Raw genomic sequence first — 20,452 nt, 5'->3', positions numbered from 1 at the left:
CGCCCCCGCTTTCGCGTAACCCTTTCATGCCCATCCTCGAACTGGCCCAACTCATCCGCTTCGTCCTGGTCCGCACCTCGCACCCCGGCAATATCGGCAGCGCGGCGCGGGCCATGCGCACCATGGGGTTCCTGCGGATGGAACTGGTGGCCCCCCATCGTTTTCCCGACCGCGAAGCCTCGGCCCTGGCGGCGGGCGCCGACGATGTGCTGGAGGGGGCGGGCGTGCATGAGGGGCTGATCGACGGTCTGGCTGGCTGCAGCCTGGCTCTGGGTCTGTCGGCACGCCGCCGCGGGGTGGACCTGCCAGAGATTTCTCCGCGCGAGGGAGCCAGCCGTGCCTTGGCGGCAGCGGCCCGTGGCGAGCAGGTGGCGCTGGTATTCGGCAACGAGCGCACCGGGCTGGAGAACGAGGAGCTGGCGCGCTGCCATGCCATGGTGCGCATTCCCAGCGTGGACGATTTCAGCTCGCTGAATCTGTCGCAGGCGGTGCAGGTGATGGCTTACGAATTGCGCGTAGCCTTGCTGGGCGGCGATGTGCCGGAGGCGCCGGCGCGCGTCGATGTGGAGCCACCGGCCGACGCGGCGCAGATGGAACGCTTCTACGAACATCTGGCGCAGACGCTGGACGATATCGACTTCCACAAAGGGCGAGCGCCCACCACCATCATGCTGCGTTTGCGCAAGCTCTTTCAGCGGGCGCAGATGGATGAGCGGGAATTGCGTATGCTGCACGGCATCCTCGCCGATGCGCAGCGCATGGCGACGCTGGCGCGCAAGGAATAGCGCTACTGCTCGTCGTCGGCCAACTCGATCCGCCTTGCTGGCGTAATCAACAACTTGTCGATGCGCGCGCCATCGAGGTCGACCACCTCGAAGCGGATGCCCTGCCAGGCGAACACCTCGCCGGTCTGCGGAATATGGCCCAGTGCCGCCATCACCATGCCGGCGGCCGTGCGGTATTCGTGCTCCTGCTCGCCGGGCAGATGGTCGACATGCAGCAGTTCGCGCAGGTCGTCGGTGGAGATCGAGCCGTCCACCAGCCAGCTGCCGTCCTCGCGCGCCACGATGGGCGAGGTCTCTACATGGCTTTGGCCGCGCTGAGTGGCGCCAACCACTGCGGCCAGCAGGTCGTTGAGTGTCACCAAGCCTTCGATGTCGCCGTATTCGTCCACCACCAGGGCCAATTGGGATTCGGCATCGCGGAATTCTTCCATCAGATCCAGTGCGCGCGCCGTGGCGGGCACGAACAGCGGCTTGGCCATGCGCCCGAACAGATCGGGTGAGCCTTCTCTGTAGTTGCGCAGCAGGTTCTTCACCTCGACCACGCCAACCACGTCGCTTTCATCGCCACGGTAGACCGGGTAGCGGGAGTAGGGCGTGGCGCGCAGGATTTCATCGTTCTCCTCCTGGGTGGCCGTGATATCCAGCCAGGCGATGCGCGTGCGCGGGGTCATTACGCTATCTACCGTGCGGTCGCCCAGGCGCAGCACGCGGTTGACCATGTTGTGCTCATCGGCATCCAGCACGCCTTGTTCGGCGCTTTCGGCGACCAGCAGGCGGATTTCCTCTTCGGTCACTGCTTCACTGCTGCGCTTGCCGACGCGCAGCAGGCGCAGCAGCAGGCCGCTGGAAAAATTGAGCAGCCAGACAAAGGGCGCCGTGATGCGCGAAAGCACCAGCATCGGCATGGCGACATAGCCGGAGACACGCTCCGGTGCCGACAGCGCCAGCCGCTTGGGTACCAGTTCGCCGATCACGATCTGCACGAAGGAGATCAGCGCGAAGCCCAGCACCAGGCCCAGCACCTTGGCGTAGGGCTCCAGCCAGGCCGCGCGGCCGCCGTGGATGGCTTCGGCAATGTGGTCGCCCAGGGCGTCGCCGGCCAGCGAGCCGGTGATCAGGATCACCAGGGTCATGCCTACCTGCACGGTGGACAGGAAGTGTTCGGGGGCTTCGGCGTGGCGTAACGCAACACGGGCGCGGCGGCTGGTCTTGGCCATCTGCTTGAGCCGGCTCTTGCGCGAGGCCACCAGGGCCATTTCCGACAGCGCAAAAAAGCCGTTGAACAGGGCAAGCACAAGAACAATCGCGATCTCAGTCAACATCTTGTCAAGGGGATCGGTGGGGGGAAGACACCCAGTGTAAGGCCTGGGCGGGGCCTCCCGGCGGGAAGGGCGCTTGGTGCGGTGCGGCGGGGCTGTCTTGTAACATAGCCGTCATTTCGTCCATTCCCAGGCACCCTCCGCATGTTTTCACTGCAAACCATCTTCGGCAAAGGCGACAAGTTCTACGGCCTGCTCGAGCAAAGTGCGGAGGCAGCCAAGGAAAGCACACGGGCGCTGCATGAGTTGGTGACGCATACCGACCATGCCCCGGTGATGGCCGCGTTCGCTTCGGCCCGTGCCCGCGAGAAGGCGCTGGCCGCGCAGATCAGCGAGGAGCTGGTGAACACCTTCGTCACCGCGCTGGATCGTGAGGACATCGAAGCGCTGAACTCGGCGCTGTACAAGATTCCCAAGACCGTCGAGAAATTCGCCGAGCGCTACGAGATCGTGGCCTCACGCCTGACCGATGTGGATTTCGCCCAGCGCGCCCTGGTGCTCGAGCGCGCCACCGCCGTGGTGTCGGAGATGATCGGCGAGTTGCGTCGCGGCCTGCGCATCGATCCGGTGAAGAAGTTGCAGGACCGCCTGCAGACGCTGGAGTCCGAAGGCGACCGCATGCTGCTGTCGCCCTACCGCACGCTCTACGTCGAAGGGAATGACGCGATGCGCGCGATGCTGGCCAAGGATCTGTTCGAGCTGATCGAGAAGGCCATCGACAAGTGCCGCGACGTCGGCAACATCGTCTATTCCATCGTATTGAAGAACTCCTAAGGCCGCCGCGATGAGCATGGTTATCGCGGTGGTGCTGGTTGCACTGGTCTTCACCTACATCAACGGCTTCCACGACACCGCCAACTCCATCGCCACGGTGGTGGCGACCAAGGTGCTGACGCCCGGCCAGGCGGTGCTGCTGGCGGCGGTGACCAATCTGATCGGCGCGTTGTGGGGTACCGCGGTGGCCAAGACCATCGCCGCCGGCTTGCTCGATACCAACGTGGTGGCCGCCGGTTCGCAGCTGCTGATCTGCGCGCTGGGTGCGGCTACGGTGTGGAATCTGATTACCTGGTGGCTGGGACTGCCTTCCAGCTCCAGCCATGCGCTGGTCGGCGCGCTGGTGGGCGCAGCGATCGCCGCATCGGGTGATAACTTCCATTCGATCATCTGGATGCAGGGCGGCGAGCATTGGTGGCAGGGCAAGGGCGTGATACCCAAGGTGATCGTGCCGATGGTGGTGTCGCCACTGCTCGGTTTCATCATGGGCTTCCTGCTGATGGGGGCGCTGTACGCGTTGCTCGGCTGGCTGGCCAACCGGAAGGGCTTTCTGCGGCGCTTCGGACGCACACCGTTCGTCAACAGTTTCTTCGGCAAGGCGCAGATCGTTTCGGCAAGCGCGATGGGTCTGGCGCACGGCATGAACGACGCGCAGAAAAGCATGGGCATCATTGCACTGGCCCTGGCCGGCGCTACGGCGGCGGGTCAGTTCGATCAGTTGCCGCATTGGCTGGGTTTCCTGCGCATCGCAGGCTCCAATGATGGCGGCTTCAATGTGCCGGCCTGGGTGGCTGTCGTATGTGCGCTGACCATGGCAGCCGGTACCGCCGGCGGTGGCTGGCGCATCATCAAGACGCTGGGCCACAAGATGGTGAAGCTGCATCCCATCAACGGCTTTGCCGCCGAAGGCAGTTCCGCCGCGGTCATTCTTACCGCCTCAGCGTTCGGCGTGCCGGTGTCCACCACGCACAACGTGTCCGCCTCGATCATGGGCGTGGGCGCGGCTAAGCGCTGGAACGCCATTCGCTGGTCGGTGGTGGAGCGCATGGTGTGGGCGTGGATTCTGACCCTGCCAATCACGGCGCTGCTGGCGTACGGCGCCGTGCGTCTCGCCGCGCTGTTGTTCTGACAACGTCGGGCGTTACAAATCGTCGCCCCCGCTGGCGACGACACGCTCGAGCTGGTCGCCAAGCGTGCCCAGCTCATGGATCAGCCGCTTCAGCTCAGCGATGCTGAGCAGCTCGTAGGGACGGTTTTCGCAGAGGTGCAGATAGGGCGAGCCGTCCAGGTCGGCCACGGCGAGAAAGCCGGTGCGTTGCTCCCAATTGAAACGCAGGCAGCGGCGGGCATCCGAACCCGCCAACGGGCCGATGGGTGTGGAGATGCGCAGGTAGCGGCCCCCCGACTCGTCTTCCAGTTCCGTCAGGTAGATGCCCTGGTGGCGTCCATGCGGCAACTGCATGTCGAAGCTGATCAGGTACGGGTCGTTGTGGCGTAGCTGGTGCAGGCTGCCGATGTGAGAACGCACGGCTTCGAAATGACGCATGATGCGGGTCCGCTTTGGGGCCAAGTGCCCCTGCTACTCTGCCACGATCGTGTGTTAACGCCGCGCCATGAACGAAGCTCAAGAACGCATCTACGCCGCTATTGCCGCGATTCCGCCGGGACGGGTCGCCAGTTATGGCGCTATTGCCGCCCGTGCCGGCCTGCCTGGACGCGCGCGCCTGGTAGGGCGTTTGCTGGGTGAGGTACCTGATGGCATGACCTTGCCTTGGTTTCGCGTGTTGCGTGCCAGTGGCGAGGTGGCTTTGCCGCGTGGGAGCAAGGGGTTTCGCGAGCAGTGCCGGTTGCTGAAGGCGGAGGGGGTGGAGGTGAAGAATGGGCGGGTGCCTTTGTCTCGCTTTGGGTTGGATGCGGATGTGGATCGGGTGTTGTGGGGTATGCCCGGTTTTTGATGGCTTTCTCGCCCTCCATTGGGAGAGGCTTCGGTTTAGCGACATTTCCTCCTACTTCGTCATCCCTGCGTAGGCAGGGATCCAGTGGCGTTATCGCTCGGCTGTTGCGTCTGCGTGCACTGGCTCGCCTGCCGCGGGCTTTCGAACCGCTGCCGCGGTCCGAGTCACTTTTCTTTGCTTGCCCAAAGAAAAGTAACCAAAAGAAAAGGCACCCCTCTTACGCGCCCTCCGGCTTCGCCTGCGGGTCCGTGAGGGTTGGCCGGGCTTTTCGACACGACATCCCTGTCGTGTCGAAAAGGCGCAGGCGTCCTGCCTGCGCCCCCTTCGGGGCCTGATCGTCCAACCCTCACCGCTCCACAGGGGACCCGTTGCGGGCTCGCTTCGCATCGCCTTTTGGAGCAACAGTCCTCTCTTTCGGCGAGGGAATTGGGGTGGATGCTCGGGATGACGTCACCTGGGGAATCCCCCGGCCGACATCCATCTGCGACATGTCGTACCGCTGGAGTGGCTTTCTTCCTGCCATGCTGACCGGACGCATTTGCTAGCATTCCGCAGATGCCTTCCAAGCCTCTCGACATTCTCAATAGCGTCTTCGGTTACACCAGTTTCCGCGGTCAGCAGCAGGCCATCGTCGAGCAGGTGACGGAGGGGGGCGATGCGTTGGTGTTGATGCCGACGGGTGGTGGCAAGTCGCTGTGCTATCAGATTCCTGCCTTGCTGCGGCAGGGCACGGGCATTGTGGTGTCGCCGCTGATTGCGTTGATGCAGGATCAGGTCGATGCGCTGCGCGAAGCGGGTGTGGCGGCGGCGTATCTGAATTCCAGCCTGGGTGCCGAGGCGCAGCGCAGGGTTGAGAGTCAGCTGCTGGCGGGTGAGTTGAATCTGCTCTATGTCGCGCCGGAGCGTCTGCTGACTGGGCGGTTTCTGAGTTTGCTGGAGCAGACGGAAGTCGCGTTGTTCGCCATCGACGAAGCGCATTGCGTATCGCAATGGGGTCACGATTTCCGTCCGGAGTATCGCGAGCTGGCGGTGCTGCATCAGCGGTTTCCGCAGGTGCCGCGCGTCGCGCTTACCGCGACGGCGGATTCGCGTACGCGCGAGGAGATCGTGGAGCGGCTGGCGCTGCAGGATGCGCGGCAGTTCGTCTCGAGTTTCGATCGTCCCAATATCCGCTATCGCGTCGGCTTGCGGCATAACGCGCGGCGACAGTTGATGGATTTTCTCGAGGGGCATCGTGGCGATGCCGGCATCGTGTATTGCCTCAGTCGCAAGAAGGTGGACGACACGGCGGCCTCGTTGGCGGAAGCCGGTATTGAAGCCTTGCCTTATCACGCAGGGCTGGATGCGGCGACGCGCGCGAAGAATCAGCAGCGCTTTCTGCGCGAGGACGGCGTGGTGATGGTGGCCACGGTGGCGTTTGGCATGGGTATCGACAAGCCGGATGTGCGCTTCGTGGCGCATCTTGATCTGCCGCGCAGCATGGAAGGCTATTACCAGGAAACTGGCCGCGGCGGTCGTGATGGCCTGCCTGCCGAGGCCTGGATGATCTACGGTCTCTCCGACGTGGTCACGATGAGCCAGATGATCGCGCAGTCGGAATCGGCGGATGAACGCAAGCGCGTCGAGCGGCAGAAGCTGGAGGCGCTACTGGCGTATGCCGAGGCCACGCGCTGCCGGCGTGAGTTGTTGCTGGGTGCTTTCGGCGAGAGCTATCAGGGCCCATGCGGTCATTGTGATAACTGCGTGGAACCGCCCAAGACCTGGGATGCCACGGTGCCGGCGCAAAAAGCCTTGTCGGCGGTGTATCGCAGCGGACAGCGTTTCGGTTCGGGCCATGTGATCGACGTCCTCCGCGGCATTGATGGCAACCGCATGAGCGAGCTCGGCCACGATCGCCTCAGCACGTTTGGCATCGGCGCCGATATGGATGAAAAGCAGTGGCGCTCGGTATTCCGTCAGCTGCTTGCCGCGGGTTTGCTTGAAGCAGATGCGGAAGGCTTCGGCACCTTGCGGCTGACCAAGGCCAGTCGCGATGTGCTGGTGGGTAATCAATCGGTACGCTTGCGCGAAGATGTGCGCCCGGAACGCCGCTCGCGCCGCCGTCGCGACAGTCAGCTGGTGACCGGCAGCAGTCTGGGCATCGAGGCTTACGAGCAGCCGATGTGGGATGCCTTGCGCGCCTTGCGCGCGCAGCTGGCCAAGCAGCATGGCGTACCGGCGTATGTCATCTTTCACGACGCCACCTTGCTGGGGATGCTGCGCGCATTGCCCGCCAACGAAGAGGAGATGGCTTCGATCAGTGGCGTGGGCGAGGCCAAGCTGAAACGCTATGGGCGCGATTTCCTCGCGGTGATCAACGCGCAGGAATAGCGGCCCGGCGGTGCTTGTGCTGGCCGCCGAATGCCCTTACAACGGATGTAGTGCAAAGCTCTGCCAGCGTCGGATGACGGTAGCCACGCTGCATCACGCGCCCTCGTTGGCGCACGCTTTCTCACTTCCCCGTTGCCCTAAGGAACGCCGCCATGCATGACGCCCCGCTTATCGCCACGATCGTCGGAGGCATCGTGCTGGCCTTCTTGTTCGCCGCCATTGCCCATCGTCTGAAGCTGCCGGTGCTGGCGGGTTACCTGCTCGCCGGCGTGGTGGCGGGGCCCTTTACGCCGGGCTTCGTCGCGGATGGGCCGCTGGCCCATCAGTTGGCGGAGCTGGGTGTGGTGCTGCTGATGTTCGGCGTGGGTCTGCATTTTTCATTGAAGGATCTGCTGTCGGTCAAAAGCATCGCCATCCCCGGCGCCATTGTGCAGATGGCGGTGGCTACGGTCCTCGGCATGTTGCTGGGCTGGGCCATGGGCTGGCCGACGGCGCAGAGTTTCGTGTTCGGTCTTGCGTTGTCGGTGGCGAGCACGGTAGTGCTGTTACGTGCGCTGGAAGAGCGCCGCCTGATGGAAACCGAGCGCGGCCGTATCGCCGTGGGCTGGCTGATTGTCGAAGACCTGGCGATGGTGCTTGCCTTGGTATTGCTGCCTGCACTGGGTGCTTCGCTGGCGAGCGACGGTGGAGCGGCGCCGTCGTTTGGCGAGATTGCGACCACGGTCGGTATCACTGTGGGCAAGGTGGTGGCCTTTGTCGCGGTGATGTTGATCGTCGGCAAGCGGGTGATCCCGTGGCTGCTGAAGGTGGTTGCGCATACCGGTTCGCGCGAACTGTTTCGCCTGGCGGTGCTGGCGATTGCGCTGGGCGTAGCATTCGGTGCGGCCGGTCTGTTCGGCGTGTCGTTCGAACTGGGTGCCTTCTTCGCCGGCATGATGATGGGCGAGTCCAAGCTGGCGCACGACGCTGCGGAAGAAACCCTGCCGCTGCGCGACGCTTTTGCGGTGCTGTTCTTCGTCTCCATTGGCATGTTGTTCAATTACCACGTTGTGCTCACCGAGCCGCTGGTGGTGCTGGCGGCACTGTTGATCATCGTGGTAGGCAAATCGCTGGCGGCGCTGGGCATCGTGCTGGCCTTCCGCAAGCCATTGAGTACGGCGCTGACCATCGCGACCAGCTTGTCGCAGATCGGCGAGTTCTCTTTCATCCTGATCGGTGTCGGCGTTGCGCAGAACCTGGTGTCGAAGGAAGCGCAGGATGTGCTGCTGGCGGCAGCGATCGTCTCGATCCTGATCAATCCGCTCTTGTTCAAGCTGATGGATCGCGTGAAGGCGCGGCTGGACGCGCGCGAGGCCGTCGTTGTGGAATCCCGTCCGGAGATGCCGGCGGTGGGCGATATAGTGCCGCTGCCGCTGAGCACTTTGCGCGATCACGTGGTGGTCGCCGGGTATGGCCGTCTGGGGCAATTGCTGGGCGAGGCCGTGCATGCACGCGGCGATACCTTGCTGGTGCTGGAGGAAGAAAGAGATCTCACCGAATCACTGCGCCAGAGCGGTATCGAAACCATCGTCGGCAATGCCTCCAGCGATGACGTGCTGGAAGCCGCCAATCTGCCGCAGGCACGGGCCCTGTTGGTGACCGTACCGCAGGCTTTCGAAAGTGGCGAAGTGGTGCGTGCGGCACGGTTATTGAATCCGGCCTTGCAGATCATTGCGCGCGCGGATTCGGACGAATGCCGCGAGCATCTGCTGAAGCAGGGGGCGGATCTGGTGGTGCTCGGCGAAAGCGAGTTGGCCCGTACGATGATCGGCGGCCTGCGCCCGGCGGTCGCGTAAGGGGCGGCCGGTGATTTACCCGGCCAGCCGCCAGCGGATCACGGGCTCGCTCGATACGCGCGAGTGCGCCAGTGCCAGTTCCGGCAGGTAACGCCAATCAGTGAGTTGCGCCGGCAGACGCGCGTGCGGCCAGTTGCGACGCAGCGCTTCCAGCGCGGATTCGGCGGTATCGTGCCGGTCGATTTCCTGCATTTCGAGCATGCTGCGCCAGCGGCGCCCATGACGAACGATGCGGAATAAGCCTGCCTTGGCGGAGTAAACGTATTGGGCCAGCATGATGCGGTCTTCGGGGGACGGTGCCGGCACAGTCTGCGCGTCGCAAATGACTGAACCATGATTCGTTGAAGACGGCTTTGTGGCGGTTGCGGATCGGGCGTAAGAGCAGCGTTAAACGCGCCTGCCAACGGATCGAAAGAAAAGGTGGCACATCCTTGTGCCGAAGGCACCCCGCACGGAAACGGGATGCCTTAGGGGGAGCGTTTACGCCGTGCGGCGCAGCGGTGCGCCGTTCGCCATGTAGTAAGAGGCAGTGGCGCGTGGCAGCGGCGTGCGGCCGCGGATTGCGTCAGCGATCTTCTCGGCGATCATGATCGTCGGCGCGTTGAGATTGCCCGTAGTTACCTGCGGCATGATCGAGGCGTCCACTACACGCAGGCCCTGCATGCCGTGCACGCGACCCTGGCCGTCGACCACGCACATGTCGTCGTTGCCCATCTGGTTCGAGCAGGACGGGTGGTAGGCCGTTTCGCCATGGGCGCGCACAAACGCGTCGAGCTGCGCGTCCGTCTTCAGGTCGGCGCTGGGCGAGATCTCCTTGCCGCGATAGGGATCCATGGCCTTCTGCTGCATGATCTCGCGGGTGATGCGGATCGCTGCGCGGAACTCGCGCCAGTCCTGCTCATGCGACATGTAGTTGAACAGGATGCTGGGATCCTCACGCGGATCGCGCGAGCGCACATGGATGCGACCACGGCTCGGCGAGCGCATCGAGCCGACGTGCGCCTGGAAGCTGTGCGTCTTGATTGGGTTGGAGCCGTTGTAATTGATGGCCACCGGCAGGAAGTGGTACTGCAGGTTCGGCCATTCGAATTCTTCATGGCTGCGGATGAAGCCGCCGGCCTCGAACTGGTTGCTGGCACCGATGCCGGTACCGAAGAACAACCATTCCGCGCCGATCTTCGGCTGGTTGTACCACTCGAGCGCGGGCGCGAGCGACACCGGCTGCTTGCACTCCCACTGCATGTACATCTCGAGATGATCCTGCAGGTTGGCGCCGACGCCAGGCAGGTGATGTACCAGCGGGATGTCCAGGCTGCGCAGCAGATCGGCCGGGCCCACTCCGGAGCGCTGCAGGATCTGCGGCGACGCAATGGCGCCACCGCACAGCAGCACTTCGCGACGCACATGCGCCTGCTGCTTTTGGTCGCCTCGCATCCACGCCACGCCGGTTGCCTGCTTGCCGGAGAACAGGATGCGATCGGTCAGCGCGTGCGTGACGATGGTGAGGTTCGGCCGCGCGCGCGCCTGGTCGAGGTAGCCGCGCGCCGTGCTGGCGCGACGGCCCTGCGGCGTCACTGTGCGGTCCATCGGACCGAAGCCTTCTTGCTGGAAGCCGTTGAGGTCATCGGTACGCGGGTAGCCGGCCTGCACGCCGGCCCCGACCATCGCGTGGAACAGCACATTGTTGCCGTTCTTAGGCGTGGTGACGCTGACCGGGCCGTCGCCGCCGTGGTAATCGTTGGGGCCGATGTCGCGCGTCTCGGCCTTGCGGAAGTAGGGCAGGCAATCGAGGTAGGTCCAGTTTTCCAGACCCGGACGCTTGGCCCAGTGGTCGTAGTCCATGGCGTTGCCGCGGATGTAGCACATGCCGTTGATCAGCGAGGAGCCGCCCAGGCCCTTGCCGCGGCCGCATTCCATGCGACGGTTGTTCATATGTGGCTCGGGGTCGGTCACATAAGCCCAGTTGTAGCGGCGGCCCTGCAGTGGGTAGGCCAATGCGGCCGGCATCTGCGTGCGGAAATCGAGACGGTAGTCGGGACCGCCTGCCTCGAGCAGCAATACCGTGACGTCTGCATCCTCAGTCAGGCGCGTGGCCAGCACGTTACCTGCCGAGCCGGCGCCGATGATGATGTAGTCGTAGGTCTTGATGTCGCTCATGGGAACTCCTTGCATGAAATCGGGCGGCGCCATCGCGGCGGCCGCCCGGCGGATCGCGGGTCAGAACACCGAGGCAAACGGCCCCAGTTCCACCTGCACCGACTTGATTCGCGTGTAATGGGCCAGCGTGCTGATGCCGTTCTCGCGGCCGACGCCGGATTGCTTGTAGCCGCCCACCGGCATTTCCGCCGGCGACTCGCCCCAGGTGTTGATCCAGCAGATGCCGGCCTGGAGCTGATGGATCACGCGGTGCGCCTGCGAAAGGTCGGGCGTCACCACGCCGGCGGCCAGGCCGAAGTAGGTGTCGTTGGCGCGCGCGATCACTTCCTGTTCGTCGCGCCAGGCGAGGATGCTCATCACCGGCCCGAAGATTTCTTCGCGCACGATGGTCATGTCGTCGCGGCAATCGGAGAATACGGTGGGCTGCACGTAAGCGCCCTTGTCGTACGGCGCCTGCAACACGCGGGCGCCGCCGATGAGCAGGCGAGCGCCTTCTCGCTTGCCGCTCTCGATCAGCGACAGCACCTTCTCCATGTGCGGGAAGCTGGTGAGCGGCCCGAAGTTGGTGGCCGGGTCGGTCGGCTCGCCGAGGCGGATGCGCGCCACACGCTCAACAACCGCGGCTTCGAACGCCGCCTTGATCGATTCATGCACAAAGACGCGGGTGCCGTTGGTGCAGACCTGGCCGGAGCTGAAGAAATTCGCCATCACCGCGATATCGGCGGCACGGGCGATATCGGCGTCCGGGAACACGATCAGCGGCGACTTGCCGCCGAGCTCCATGGTCACTTCCTTCAGCGACGAGGAGGCGGCGCTCGCCATCACCTTCTTGCCGGTCTCGACGCCGCCGGTGAAGGAAATTTTCTCGATGCGCGGATGTTCGGTGAGCCACTGGCCGACTTCGCGGCCGGCACCCTGCAGCACGTTGAACACGCCCGCCGGTACGCCGGCTTCGGTGTAGATCTGCGCCAGCTTGAGCGCGGTCAGTGGAGTGACTTCACTCGGCTTGAAGATCATCGCGTTGCCCGCGGCCAGGGCCGGAGCGGATTTCCACAGCGCGATCTGCACCGGGTAATTCCACGCGCCGATGCCGGCGACTACGCCCAGCGGCTCGCGGCGCGTATAGAAGAAGCTCGATTCGCGCAGCGGTACTTGCTCGCCTTCGATCGCGCAGGCCAGGCCGGCGTAGTACTCCAACACATCGGCACCGGTGACGATGTCCACCGTAGAGGTTTCGGCGTAAGCCTTGCCGGTGTTCTCGGTTTCGAGCAACGCCAGCTCGTCATTGCGTTCGCGGAGAATGTCCACCGCGCGGCGCAGGATGCGCGAGCGCTGCATCGCGGTCATCGCGGCCCATGCGCGCTGGCCTTCCTCGGCGCTTTCCACCGCGCGCTCCACGTCTGCCTTGGAGGCGCGCTGCACCTGGGCGAGCACTTCGCCGTTGGCGGGATTCACGACGTCGAAAGTCTCGCCGCTGGTGGCATCGACCAGTGCGCCGTGGATGTAAAGCTTCTGCAGTTCGTACTTGCTCATGTTCGGCTTCCGTTCGTTCGGCCGTAGCGCTTTAGTTAGTGCGCGCGCGTCGGCAGGAGATGATCGAGATAGTCGTAGGCGAGGCGGCGGGCCTGGCTCACGTCGAACTCGGTTCCGGTGAGGCTGCCGCGCAGCCACAGGCCATCGATCAGCGCGGCGAGTCCGCGCGCTGCCTGGCGTGCCATCGGCAGGGGCAGGGCGCGGCGGAACTGGTGGCACAGGTTGGAATAGAGGCGGCGGTCGTTGGCGCGCTGCAGCCGGCGCAGTTCGGGCTGGTGCATGCTCGCGGCCCAGAAAGTGAGCCAGACCCGCATCGCGGTGCCGCTGACCTGAGTGTCATCGAAGTTGCCGTCGATGATGGCTTGCAGTTGCTCGCGCGGGTCATCCCCGGCCTCGGCACGGCAATGGGCGACGGCGTCGCGCAGCTGGCGAAGGATGTGGCGCATGGCCGCGTTGAGCAGGCCGTCCTTGTCGCCGAAGTAATGGCTGACGATGCCTGTGGAAAGCCCGGCGCTGCGCGCGACCTGGGCCATGGTGGTGTCCGCGAGCCCGATCCGGTCGATCGTCTCGAAAGTGGCGCGGATCAACTGTTCGCGCCGGATGGGATGCATGCCGACCTTGGGCATAGGGGCCACCGTGGGACAGGGGTTAGCGGGCGCCGTGCCGGGGACGCGCGGCGGAGTCAACTGCAGGAGCCTACGTTAAATTGATTGATCGTTCAATAAAAAATGACTAGGCTTGCCGGATGGGGCTGGCGCGGGCGGTTGGCGCAGGTGGCTCCGGGGCAGGCCCTGCATCCTGATCGGGTGCCGTCGCAGGCCTTCAATCCGCCAGCCGGGGTTCGGCTGGCGACATCATTAGGGCGACCCCAAGTCGATGCGAAGCACCCCGGTGCCCGATCGTTGGGTATCCGGAGATGCACCGATGGATCAAGGCACCCATTCGACGCACGCGCGTGCGCGTCTGAATCCGGTGGTGTTCTACAGCTCGGCGGCGGCGATCCTGTTGCTGGGCACACTCACCGTGGTTTATCCCGAGGCCTCGCAGGCCTGGCTGGCACTGGCGCAGGCCAGCGTGTCGAAAACGTTCGGCTGGTACTACATGCTGGTGATGGTGGCCTGCATGGTGTTCGTGCTGTGGCTGGCGGCATCGCGCTACGGCACCATCCGGCTGGGCAAGGACGATGAGCGTCCGACCTTCAGCTATGCCTCGTGGACATCGATGCTGTTTTCCTCCGGCATCGGTATTGCGCTGCTTTACTACGGCGCCTATGAGCCGCTCGATCATTTCCTGTCGCCTCCTGTCGGTGCGGGCGGCACGGCGCACGCCGCGCGCGAGGCGATGGCCATCACCTTTCTGCACTGGGGCCTGCACGGCTGGGCGCTCTATGCGCTGATCGCTACGGCGCTTGGCTACTTCGCCTATCGCCGCGGTCTGCCGCTGGCGCTGCGCTCCGCGCTGTATCCGTTGTTCGGCGAACGTATCCACGGCTGGATCGGCCATCTGGTCGACGGCTTCGGCATCCTGGTCACCCTGGTATCGATGGTGACCAACCTGGGCATCGGCGCGCTGCTGCTCAACTCGGGGCTGCACTATCTGTTCGGCATTCCGGCGACGCCGCAGGTGCTGGTGGGGCTGGTGATCGTGATGATGGTCGTGGCGACCATCGCTGCGATCACCGGCGTGGAGAAAGGCATCGCCATCCTCTCCAATCTCAATATCCGCCTGCTCTGCCTGTTGCTGCTGTTTGTGCTGGTATGCGGCCCAACCCTGCACCTGTTCGACGGCATGGTGCAGAACGTCGGCGACTACCTCACTTCGTTTGTCGGCCAGAGCTTCAATCTTTATCTGTATGACTCGGCCCGCAAATGGCTGGGTGAGTGGACGCTGTTCTACTGGGCGTGGTGGATCGCTTGGGCGCCGTTCGTGGGCATGTTCATCGCGCGCATCTCGCGTGGACGCACCATTCGCGAACTGGTGATCGGTGTGCTGCTGATCCCGCTGGGTTTCACCCTGGCGTGGCTGTCCATCTTCGGCAATACCGCGATCGATCTGGTGCTCAACCATGGCGCCGCGGAGCTGGGCCAAGTGGCGCAGGCCGATCCGCCGATGGCGCTGTTCAAGCTGTTCGAGTACTTGCCGGGGACGCGCGTGGTTGCCGGTATCACAATCTTGATCGGCTTCGTGTTGTTCCTGACGCCGGTGGATTCGGGCACGTTGATGATTGCCAATCTCTCCACCCGCGGCGGTACCGGTGAAGAAGATGCGCCGATCTGGCTACGCGTGTTCTGGGCGGTGGCGACGACGGTGGTGAGCATCGGCCTGCTGCTGGGTGGCAGCTTCAATGCGATGCAAACCGCCGTGGTGTTATGCGGCCTGCCGTTCTCGGTGGTGCTGTTGCTGTACATGCAGAGCCTGCGCAAGGCCTTGGCGCAAGACACCCAGGTGAATGGATGAGGGCGCCGATCCTGGTTGGTGCCGCGCTGGCTCTAGGCGCGGCACCGCTGGCGCAGGCCGATGAGGTGGCGAAGCGTTGGAGCGGCAGCATCACCGCAGCGTCGCAGTACGTTTCTCGTGGCTTCCAGCAGAGCTGGGGCCAGCCCGCACTGCAGGGCGGTGTCGACTACGCGGCACCTCAGGGCTGGTTCGTAGGCAGCTGGGCTTCTACGGTCAGCCCCTACTTTGTCGAAGGCGGCCATGCCGAGTGGGATACCTACGCCGGCTACGCAGGCAATAAAGGTGAGCTCGCTTATCGCGCGGGGCTGTACTACTACCGCTACCCAGGCGCGCGCGTGAGCGTCACCGGTACTTCGTACAACTATGGCGAGCTGGTACTTGGCCTGGATTGGCGGGGGTGGTCGCTCGCGTATTCGGTGACGGTTACACGCGACTACTTCGGCTTCAACAGCCAGACGCTCGGTGTCGGTCAGCGTTCGCATTCGCGTGGATCGACCTATCTCGATGTCATGCGGCGATTCGATCTCAGCAATGGCTATGAATTGTCGGTGCATTACGGCTGGCAACGCGTCAACCATTTCAGCGACTACAGTTGGCAGGATGCCCGTGTGGCGCTGGCGAAAAACTTCGGCGGTTTCGATCTGGGCCTGGCCTATGCGCGCGGCTGGAACAGCGCGGGTGTCTATCGCCACTACGGCACCGGCGTGGCTGATGCGCGCGGTCGTATGCATGTATCGAATCCCATCGCGGGGAACTGGTATTTCACAGTCGGCCACGCGTTCTGACAAACGCTCGACCCTCTTACTCCTTGGGGGGGGGGCGAGGGACGGTGCTCTTTAGATGTCCAAATTCTTGATCAGTCGTGCGACTGATCAGGAAAGCTTCCCCGTGCGGCGGCATCCTTGAGCGCATCAGGCAGTTGCCAGTGCAGCAACTCGCGACTACCCAGCGCCCACAGCTCGGCGCCGTTCCATGAAAAGGCGAGCGCATGCAATTCGCCGCGCGCCGATGTGCTGAGCTGTACAGGCGTCTGCGCCTTGGCGATATCCCAAAGCGCGACCTTGGGGCCGCGTGGCTTGATGCCGTTGGAGCCGATGGCCAACAGGCGCCCGTTGGCAGAACGTGCGGCGGCCTGCAGGGTGTCGGCGCGGCCGAGCAAGGCGGACAGGTGCACATGACCGTCCTTCAGGTCGACCACGTGCATGCCGACGAAACGATCGTTGCGGTTCGCGTCGCCGTCGAGTTTGGGCGGCATGCTGCCATCGTCGGTCAGCATGAGTACGAAGCCGCTGGCGATCCAGCCGGCCTCCGGTGAACCCAGCGGCGTGGGTACCCATGGCGCTACGCCGCTGGCATCGTTGCGGTCGGGCGTGCCCGCGCGCTGCGGCAGTGGCAGTGCACGCAGCACGCGGCCGTTGGCAGCATCCAGTTCGGCGATCCCGAGCTGGTCTTCGGTCCAGAAGGTCTTGGCGCCGCGCCAGCGTATGGGCCAGATATAGGTGTTGCCCTTCATCCGCACATTCATCATGGACTGGCGGACGGACGAGGCCGCAAGCCGGAACGGCCAGGTGCCGCCAGTTGCGGATGGCGGTGTCGCCGGTCGCAGCACGATCAGTTGTTCATCGCCGAGCTTGCTGGCGTTCGCCTTGTCGCGCTCGAACAGTGATGCAGATTGATGATCGAAGATCGCGGGCCATTGATCATCGGCCAGCTCCCAGTGCCAGTCCCTGCCGCGGGCGGTGTCGGGCAAACTCAGGGTGAAGCTGGTGAGCCGGCGCGTTGCGACGTCGTAAGCGTGCATCTGCGTCGCATCGTCTCGCGTGGCGCTGCCGGAGAACCAGACGGTGTGCCCGTCTGCACTGAGCGCAAGCTGGCGGGCGCCGTTGCCGCCGCGCCAGACGTTCTCCGCTTTCCACTCGCCGTTGGCGTCATGCAGTCGCCACACCCGTTGAGACCAGCCGCTGTCGTCCGAAGTTTCGGCGCTCAGCATCAGGTCGCCATCGGGCAGGGTGAGCAGGTCGTGTGGATAACGCAGGTCGCGCTCCGTACCGATGAGGGTATCCCAGCGGATCGTCTGGGCTTCCAGTGCTGGCTTGTCGCTGCTCGGCGCAGCCAGCGTGAATGCTGGTACCTGTGCGGTCAGGTCGGCCGGTATCGCCCAGGCCGTTGGCGTAGGAGCAACGCTCACCGCATGCCCATCGGCCGCGGAGGCAAGCGCGCTGCGTACAGTTTCGAATACGGTTGCCGGCACCACGCCATCGCTCAATGTGGGTGATGGGCCCGTGCTCAGCACATTGAAGTTGCGCCAGTTCTTCAGCAATCCGTACTTTGGGTTGGGATAGCTGTCTACGCGGCTGATGCGCACGCTGGTCGCCGGGTGTCCGAAGGCGGCCGAGACGTCGAACACGCGGACGAATAGCTTGCTGCTTCGTTTGCCCGTCAGTCCGTAGCTGCGCTCCTGTTGCGCGTAGTAACTCGGATAGGTGACATGAAACGCATCGATAGTGCCGCGATCTTGCGGTACCGATTCGACCCTGGCCCGTGCTCGAGCGAGGCGCTGCTCCATCTCGTCTGGGGTGAGTGCACCTTCCTTCACCGCCAGTTGCAGACGAGGTTCCTCGAACCGAGTTGCCAGTGCATTGCGAAGATCGGGGCGGCGCGACAGCAGCACTTCGGACCAACCGTCAGCCTGGTAGGCCAGCGAGACGTTTTCGCTGTCGGAAGTGAATGCGCCAAGCATAGCCAGCGCCTTTTGCACGGCCGGCTGGGCTCTGTCGTAGGGCGCCTCGACAAGTAAGTGCACCTCCGAAGCGATTTTCTCCCCGTCCTTGGTGCTCCACACCAGGATCGGCTCATTTGCCTTGGCGGCCGGCCCGAGGTCGCTGGGAAACAAGGCGGCTGATTCGATCTTCCAGTTCGTGCCTTCGACGGCGGTGCTCTGTGCATGGGTAGTGCGGCCGAAGCCGAGGCTTGTGATGGCCATGAGGCCGGTGGCGATCCTTGCAAAACTTGCATTCATGACAGCTTCCATTCGATGACGATGTCCGGATGCGAACCGGCCCGCGCAAGGCGGGCCGGTCTGCGAAGGGGCGGGGCGGCCCTCTCTTTACTTGCGTTCGGATGCACTCGCATCGCGAGCCGCGCGGAACTCCGAATCCTTGCTCCAGTCCGGCCAGCGATCCGAGTTGGCGAGGTCGCTGCCGAGCGTGTAGAGGATCTGCAGGTCGCGTGCCATGCCGGTGAATGACCAGCCCGCCTCCCACTCATCCGACGGCTGGTGATAGTGCTTGTCGGTGTATTCGTCCTCGGCCTTCTTGCCCGCGGCGAGGCCGCCATCCACCCAGTCGTTGCCTGAGCCGAACGAGATCGCCGGCACGCCGCGCTTGGCAAAGGAGAAGTGATCGGAGCGGAAGAAGTGACCTGCCTCCGGCTTCGGATCGGGCGAATAGACAAGGTCCCATTTCTTCGCGGTCGCAATCAGCTCGTCGAGCAGGTCGAGCTTGGCACTGCCAGAGATGGTGAAGTTGCGCGCCGGGCCGTGCGGATCGAGCGCATCGAGGTTGATCACACCCACCGTCTTGCCCAGCGGATACAGCGGATTGGCAGCGTAGTACTCCGAGCCCAACAGGCCTTTCTCTTCGGCCGTGACATTGAGAAACACGATCGAACGCTCCGGCTTGGGCGCCTTCTTGAACGCGCGCGCCAGTTCGATCAGCGCGGCGGTGCCGGTGCCGTTGTCCACTGCGCCGTTATAGATGCGGTCGCCCTTGGCATCCGGTGCGCCGACGCCGAGGTGATCCCAGTGCGCGCTATAGATCACGGTCTCGTCGGGGCGCTTGCTGCCGTCGATGCGGCCGACCACGTTGTGCGAAGTGATGACCTTGCTGTCCACCTTGTAGTTGGCGGAGAAGGTTTCGCCCTTGAGTACGACCGGCTTGAATTCGCGCGTCTGCGCCTGTTTCTTCAGTGCCTCGAAATCGAGGCCGGCATGCTTGAACAGATCCACGGCGAAGTCGCGCTGAATCCAGGCCTCGACCTGCGGATGCACCGATGACGGCTTGTCGCGCACGATGTCGAACATCGCATTGGTGTTGGAGTTCTTCACCGTGTTCCAGCCGTAGGAAGCCGGCTCGGTCTCATGCACGATCAGCACACCGGCAGCACCCTGGCGCGCGGCTTCCTCGTACTTGTAGGTCCAGCGGCCATAATAAGTCATGGCCTTGCCGCCGAAGTCGCCCACGCCGGTCTCGAAATCCGGGTCGTTGATCAGCACCACGGCGATCTTGCCGTGCAGGTCCACGCCCTTGAAGTCGTCCCAGTTGCGCTCCGGCGCTTTCACGCCATAGCCGACGAACACCAGTGGCGCATCGGCGATCGACACGGACTTGGAGCCATCCATCGCGGCGCGCACGGCGATCTGCTCGCCCTGGGTCAAAGCCTGCGCCTTGCCGTCCAGTTTCACCGATAGCGACGGTGTACCGGTGATTTCCGCGCGCTGCAGTGGAACGGCCTGGGTCCATGCGCGCTTGCCGTTCTTCAGGTCGCCGCCAGGCTGCAGGCCGGCAGCTTTGTACTGCGCGATCAGGTAATCGATGGTCTTGGTTTCGCCAGCGGTCGCCGGACCGCGGCCCTCGAAAGCGTCGGAGGAGAGCGTCTTCACGTCGGCGGAAAGGCGGTGCGGGTCGAACGTCGGGGCGTCGACCGCCATCACGGCGGAGGCGATGGACAGGGCGAGCATGGAAAGGGCAAGTCGTTTCACTGGCGTTACCTGTGGGGAAGTCCGCCGTCGATAGTAGATAGCTGGCGGTGCATGGGTCCACTTTCTTGCGAATCGGGAGCCGGGCATGGGCGGGATTGCGGTGCTGCATGGCAGCGGAAGGCAGCCGGAACTGCATCACAGAATGCATGCATACCGGTCCATACCATCCCTGGCGGGAGGCTGCGTTCGACCTCCCACGGCGTGTCGGCAGGGGTTACGGGATGTGACGGCTCGACATAACGCACATGGTTGTGCGCGCCGCCTCCGCTTTCTCTTGACCTCACGGCACGGTTCTTTCCTGAGACCTGTCAAAGAGGTAAGCCATGGAAAACGCAGATCGCATTGCCCAGCTCCGCAACGAGGCTGATGAGCACAACCCGGCCGGCCCGCTGTTCACGGGTGGCCAGTTCGCCGAAGCCGAGATCACCAGCGAAATGAGTTCGCTGACGACCTTCGGTGGATGTGGCACGGCCTGTACGGGCTCACACACCCGCTATTGCTGCTGACG

17 protein-coding genes are annotated in these 20,452 nt (G+C 64.0%); 9 read left to right on the top strand and 8 right to left on the bottom strand.

The window, feature by feature from the left end:
- Positions 1–26 precede the first annotated feature (26 nt).
- Entirely contained in the window at positions 27–785 is a 759-nt protein-coding gene (locus ISS97_RS05470; protein ID WP_379986091.1) for an RNA methyltransferase, read from the top strand.
- Between the two features lie 2 nt (positions 786–787).
- On the opposite strand, the gene ISS97_RS05465 is transcribed toward ISS97_RS05470, so the two are convergent.
- A complete protein-coding gene (locus ISS97_RS05465) occupies positions 788–2,107 on the bottom strand; it encodes a hemolysin family protein (protein WP_379986089.1) in 1,320 nt (439 codons plus the stop codon).
- 141 nt (positions 2,108–2,248) lie between these two features.
- Here ISS97_RS05465 and ISS97_RS05460 point away from each other — a divergent pair, with 141 nt between their 5' ends.
- Together ISS97_RS05460 and ISS97_RS05455 are read left to right on the top strand one after the other, a co-directional pair.
- A complete protein-coding gene (locus ISS97_RS05460; RefSeq protein ID WP_379986088.1) occupies positions 2,249–2,878 on the top strand; it encodes a DUF47 domain-containing protein in 630 nt (209 codons plus the stop codon).
- Between the two features lie 10 nt (positions 2,879–2,888).
- The gene (locus tag ISS97_RS05455) at positions 2,889–4,007 is read left to right on the top strand and encodes an inorganic phosphate transporter (RefSeq protein WP_379986086.1); all 1,119 of its coding nucleotides are present in this window, start codon (positions 2,889–2,891) and stop codon (positions 4,005–4,007) included.
- A 12-nt stretch (positions 4,008–4,019) separates the two neighbouring features.
- Here ISS97_RS05455 and ISS97_RS05450 read toward each other — a convergent pair whose 3' ends face one another.
- Positions 4,020–4,424 carry a hypothetical protein gene (locus ISS97_RS05450; protein WP_379986084.1) on the bottom strand — a complete coding sequence of 135 codons (405 nt, stop codon included), beginning with the start codon at positions 4,422–4,424 and terminating at the stop codon, positions 4,020–4,022.
- 67 nt (positions 4,425–4,491) lie between these two features.
- On the opposite strand from ISS97_RS05450, the gene ISS97_RS05445 reads away from it, so the two are divergent.
- The 3 genes from ISS97_RS05445 to ybaL all read left to right on the top strand — a co-directional run bounded on the left by ISS97_RS05445 (position 4,492) and on the right by ybaL (position 9,038).
- Positions 4,492–4,833 (top strand): MGMT family protein, encoded by a 342-nt coding sequence (locus ISS97_RS05445; RefSeq protein WP_379986082.1) that lies wholly within the window; start codon positions 4,492–4,494, stop codon positions 4,831–4,833.
- Between the two features lie 555 nt (positions 4,834–5,388).
- Positions 5,389–7,203: a DNA helicase RecQ gene (recQ, locus tag ISS97_RS05440; RefSeq protein ID WP_379986080.1), complete on the top strand. Its 1,815-nt coding sequence runs from the start codon at positions 5,389–5,391 to the stop codon at positions 7,201–7,203.
- A 152-nt stretch (positions 7,204–7,355) separates the two neighbouring features.
- On the top strand, positions 7,356–9,038 hold the full coding sequence (gene ybaL / locus ISS97_RS05435) for a YbaL family putative K(+) efflux transporter (protein WP_379986078.1): 1,683 nt from the start codon (positions 7,356–7,358) through the stop codon (positions 9,036–9,038).
- 15 nt (positions 9,039–9,053) lie between these two features.
- Here the strand turns inward: ybaL and ISS97_RS05430 are convergent, their stop codons facing one another.
- From ISS97_RS05430 to betI, 4 genes are all read right to left on the bottom strand, one after another.
- Positions 9,054–9,314 carry a hypothetical protein gene (locus ISS97_RS05430; RefSeq protein WP_379986077.1) on the bottom strand — a complete coding sequence of 87 codons (261 nt, stop codon included), beginning with the start codon at positions 9,312–9,314 and terminating at the stop codon, positions 9,054–9,056.
- A 204-nt stretch (positions 9,315–9,518) separates the two neighbouring features.
- Positions 9,519–11,195 carry a choline dehydrogenase gene (gene betA, locus ISS97_RS05425; protein WP_379986075.1) on the bottom strand — a complete coding sequence of 559 codons (1,677 nt, stop codon included), beginning with the start codon at positions 11,193–11,195 and terminating at the stop codon, positions 9,519–9,521.
- Between the two features lie 60 nt (positions 11,196–11,255).
- Entirely contained in the window at positions 11,256–12,728 is a 1,473-nt protein-coding gene (gene betB, locus ISS97_RS05420) for a betaine-aldehyde dehydrogenase (protein WP_379986073.1), read from the bottom strand.
- A 35-nt stretch (positions 12,729–12,763) separates the two neighbouring features.
- Positions 12,764–13,354, bottom strand: a complete 591-nt coding sequence (gene betI, locus ISS97_RS05415; RefSeq protein ID WP_379986072.1) for a transcriptional regulator BetI — start codon at positions 13,352–13,354, stop codon at positions 12,764–12,766.
- A 298-nt stretch (positions 13,355–13,652) separates the two neighbouring features.
- Here betI and ISS97_RS05410 point away from each other — a divergent pair, with 298 nt between their 5' ends.
- Entirely contained in the window at positions 13,653–15,185 is a 1,533-nt protein-coding gene (locus ISS97_RS05410) for a BCCT family transporter (RefSeq protein ID WP_379986071.1), read from the top strand.
- Positions 15,182–15,970 (top strand): TorF family putative porin, encoded by a 789-nt coding sequence (locus ISS97_RS05405; protein ID WP_379986070.1) that lies wholly within the window; start codon positions 15,182–15,184, stop codon positions 15,968–15,970. Before ISS97_RS05410 ends, ISS97_RS05405 begins: the two co-directional genes overlap by 4 nt.
- 71 nt (positions 15,971–16,041) lie before the next feature.
- Here ISS97_RS05405 and ISS97_RS05400 read toward each other — a convergent pair whose 3' ends face one another.
- The gene (locus ISS97_RS05400) at positions 16,042–18,204 is read right to left on the bottom strand and encodes a hypothetical protein (protein ID WP_379986069.1); all 2,163 of its coding nucleotides are present in this window, start codon (positions 18,202–18,204) and stop codon (positions 16,042–16,044) included.
- Positions 18,205–18,291: 87 nt separating this feature from the next.
- Positions 18,292–19,944, bottom strand: a complete 1,653-nt coding sequence (locus ISS97_RS05395) for a M28 family metallopeptidase (RefSeq protein WP_379986068.1) — start codon at positions 19,942–19,944, stop codon at positions 18,292–18,294.
- A gap of 323 nt (positions 19,945–20,267) precedes the next feature.
- Here ISS97_RS05395 and ISS97_RS05390 point away from each other — a divergent pair, with 323 nt between their 5' ends.
- On the top strand, positions 20,268–20,450 hold the full coding sequence (locus tag ISS97_RS05390; protein ID WP_379986067.1) for a DUF6229 family protein: 183 nt from the start codon (positions 20,268–20,270) through the stop codon (positions 20,448–20,450).
- The last annotated feature ends 2 nt before the right edge of the window (positions 20,451–20,452 follow it).

It is taken from the genome of Dyella koreensis (assembly GCF_044904565.1).
Taxonomy (GTDB): domain Bacteria; phylum Pseudomonadota; class Gammaproteobacteria; order Xanthomonadales; family Rhodanobacteraceae; genus Dyella_D; species Dyella_D koreensis.
Note: the sequence above shows the minus strand (reverse complement) of the source record. Positions and strands in the feature narration are given on the sequence as shown.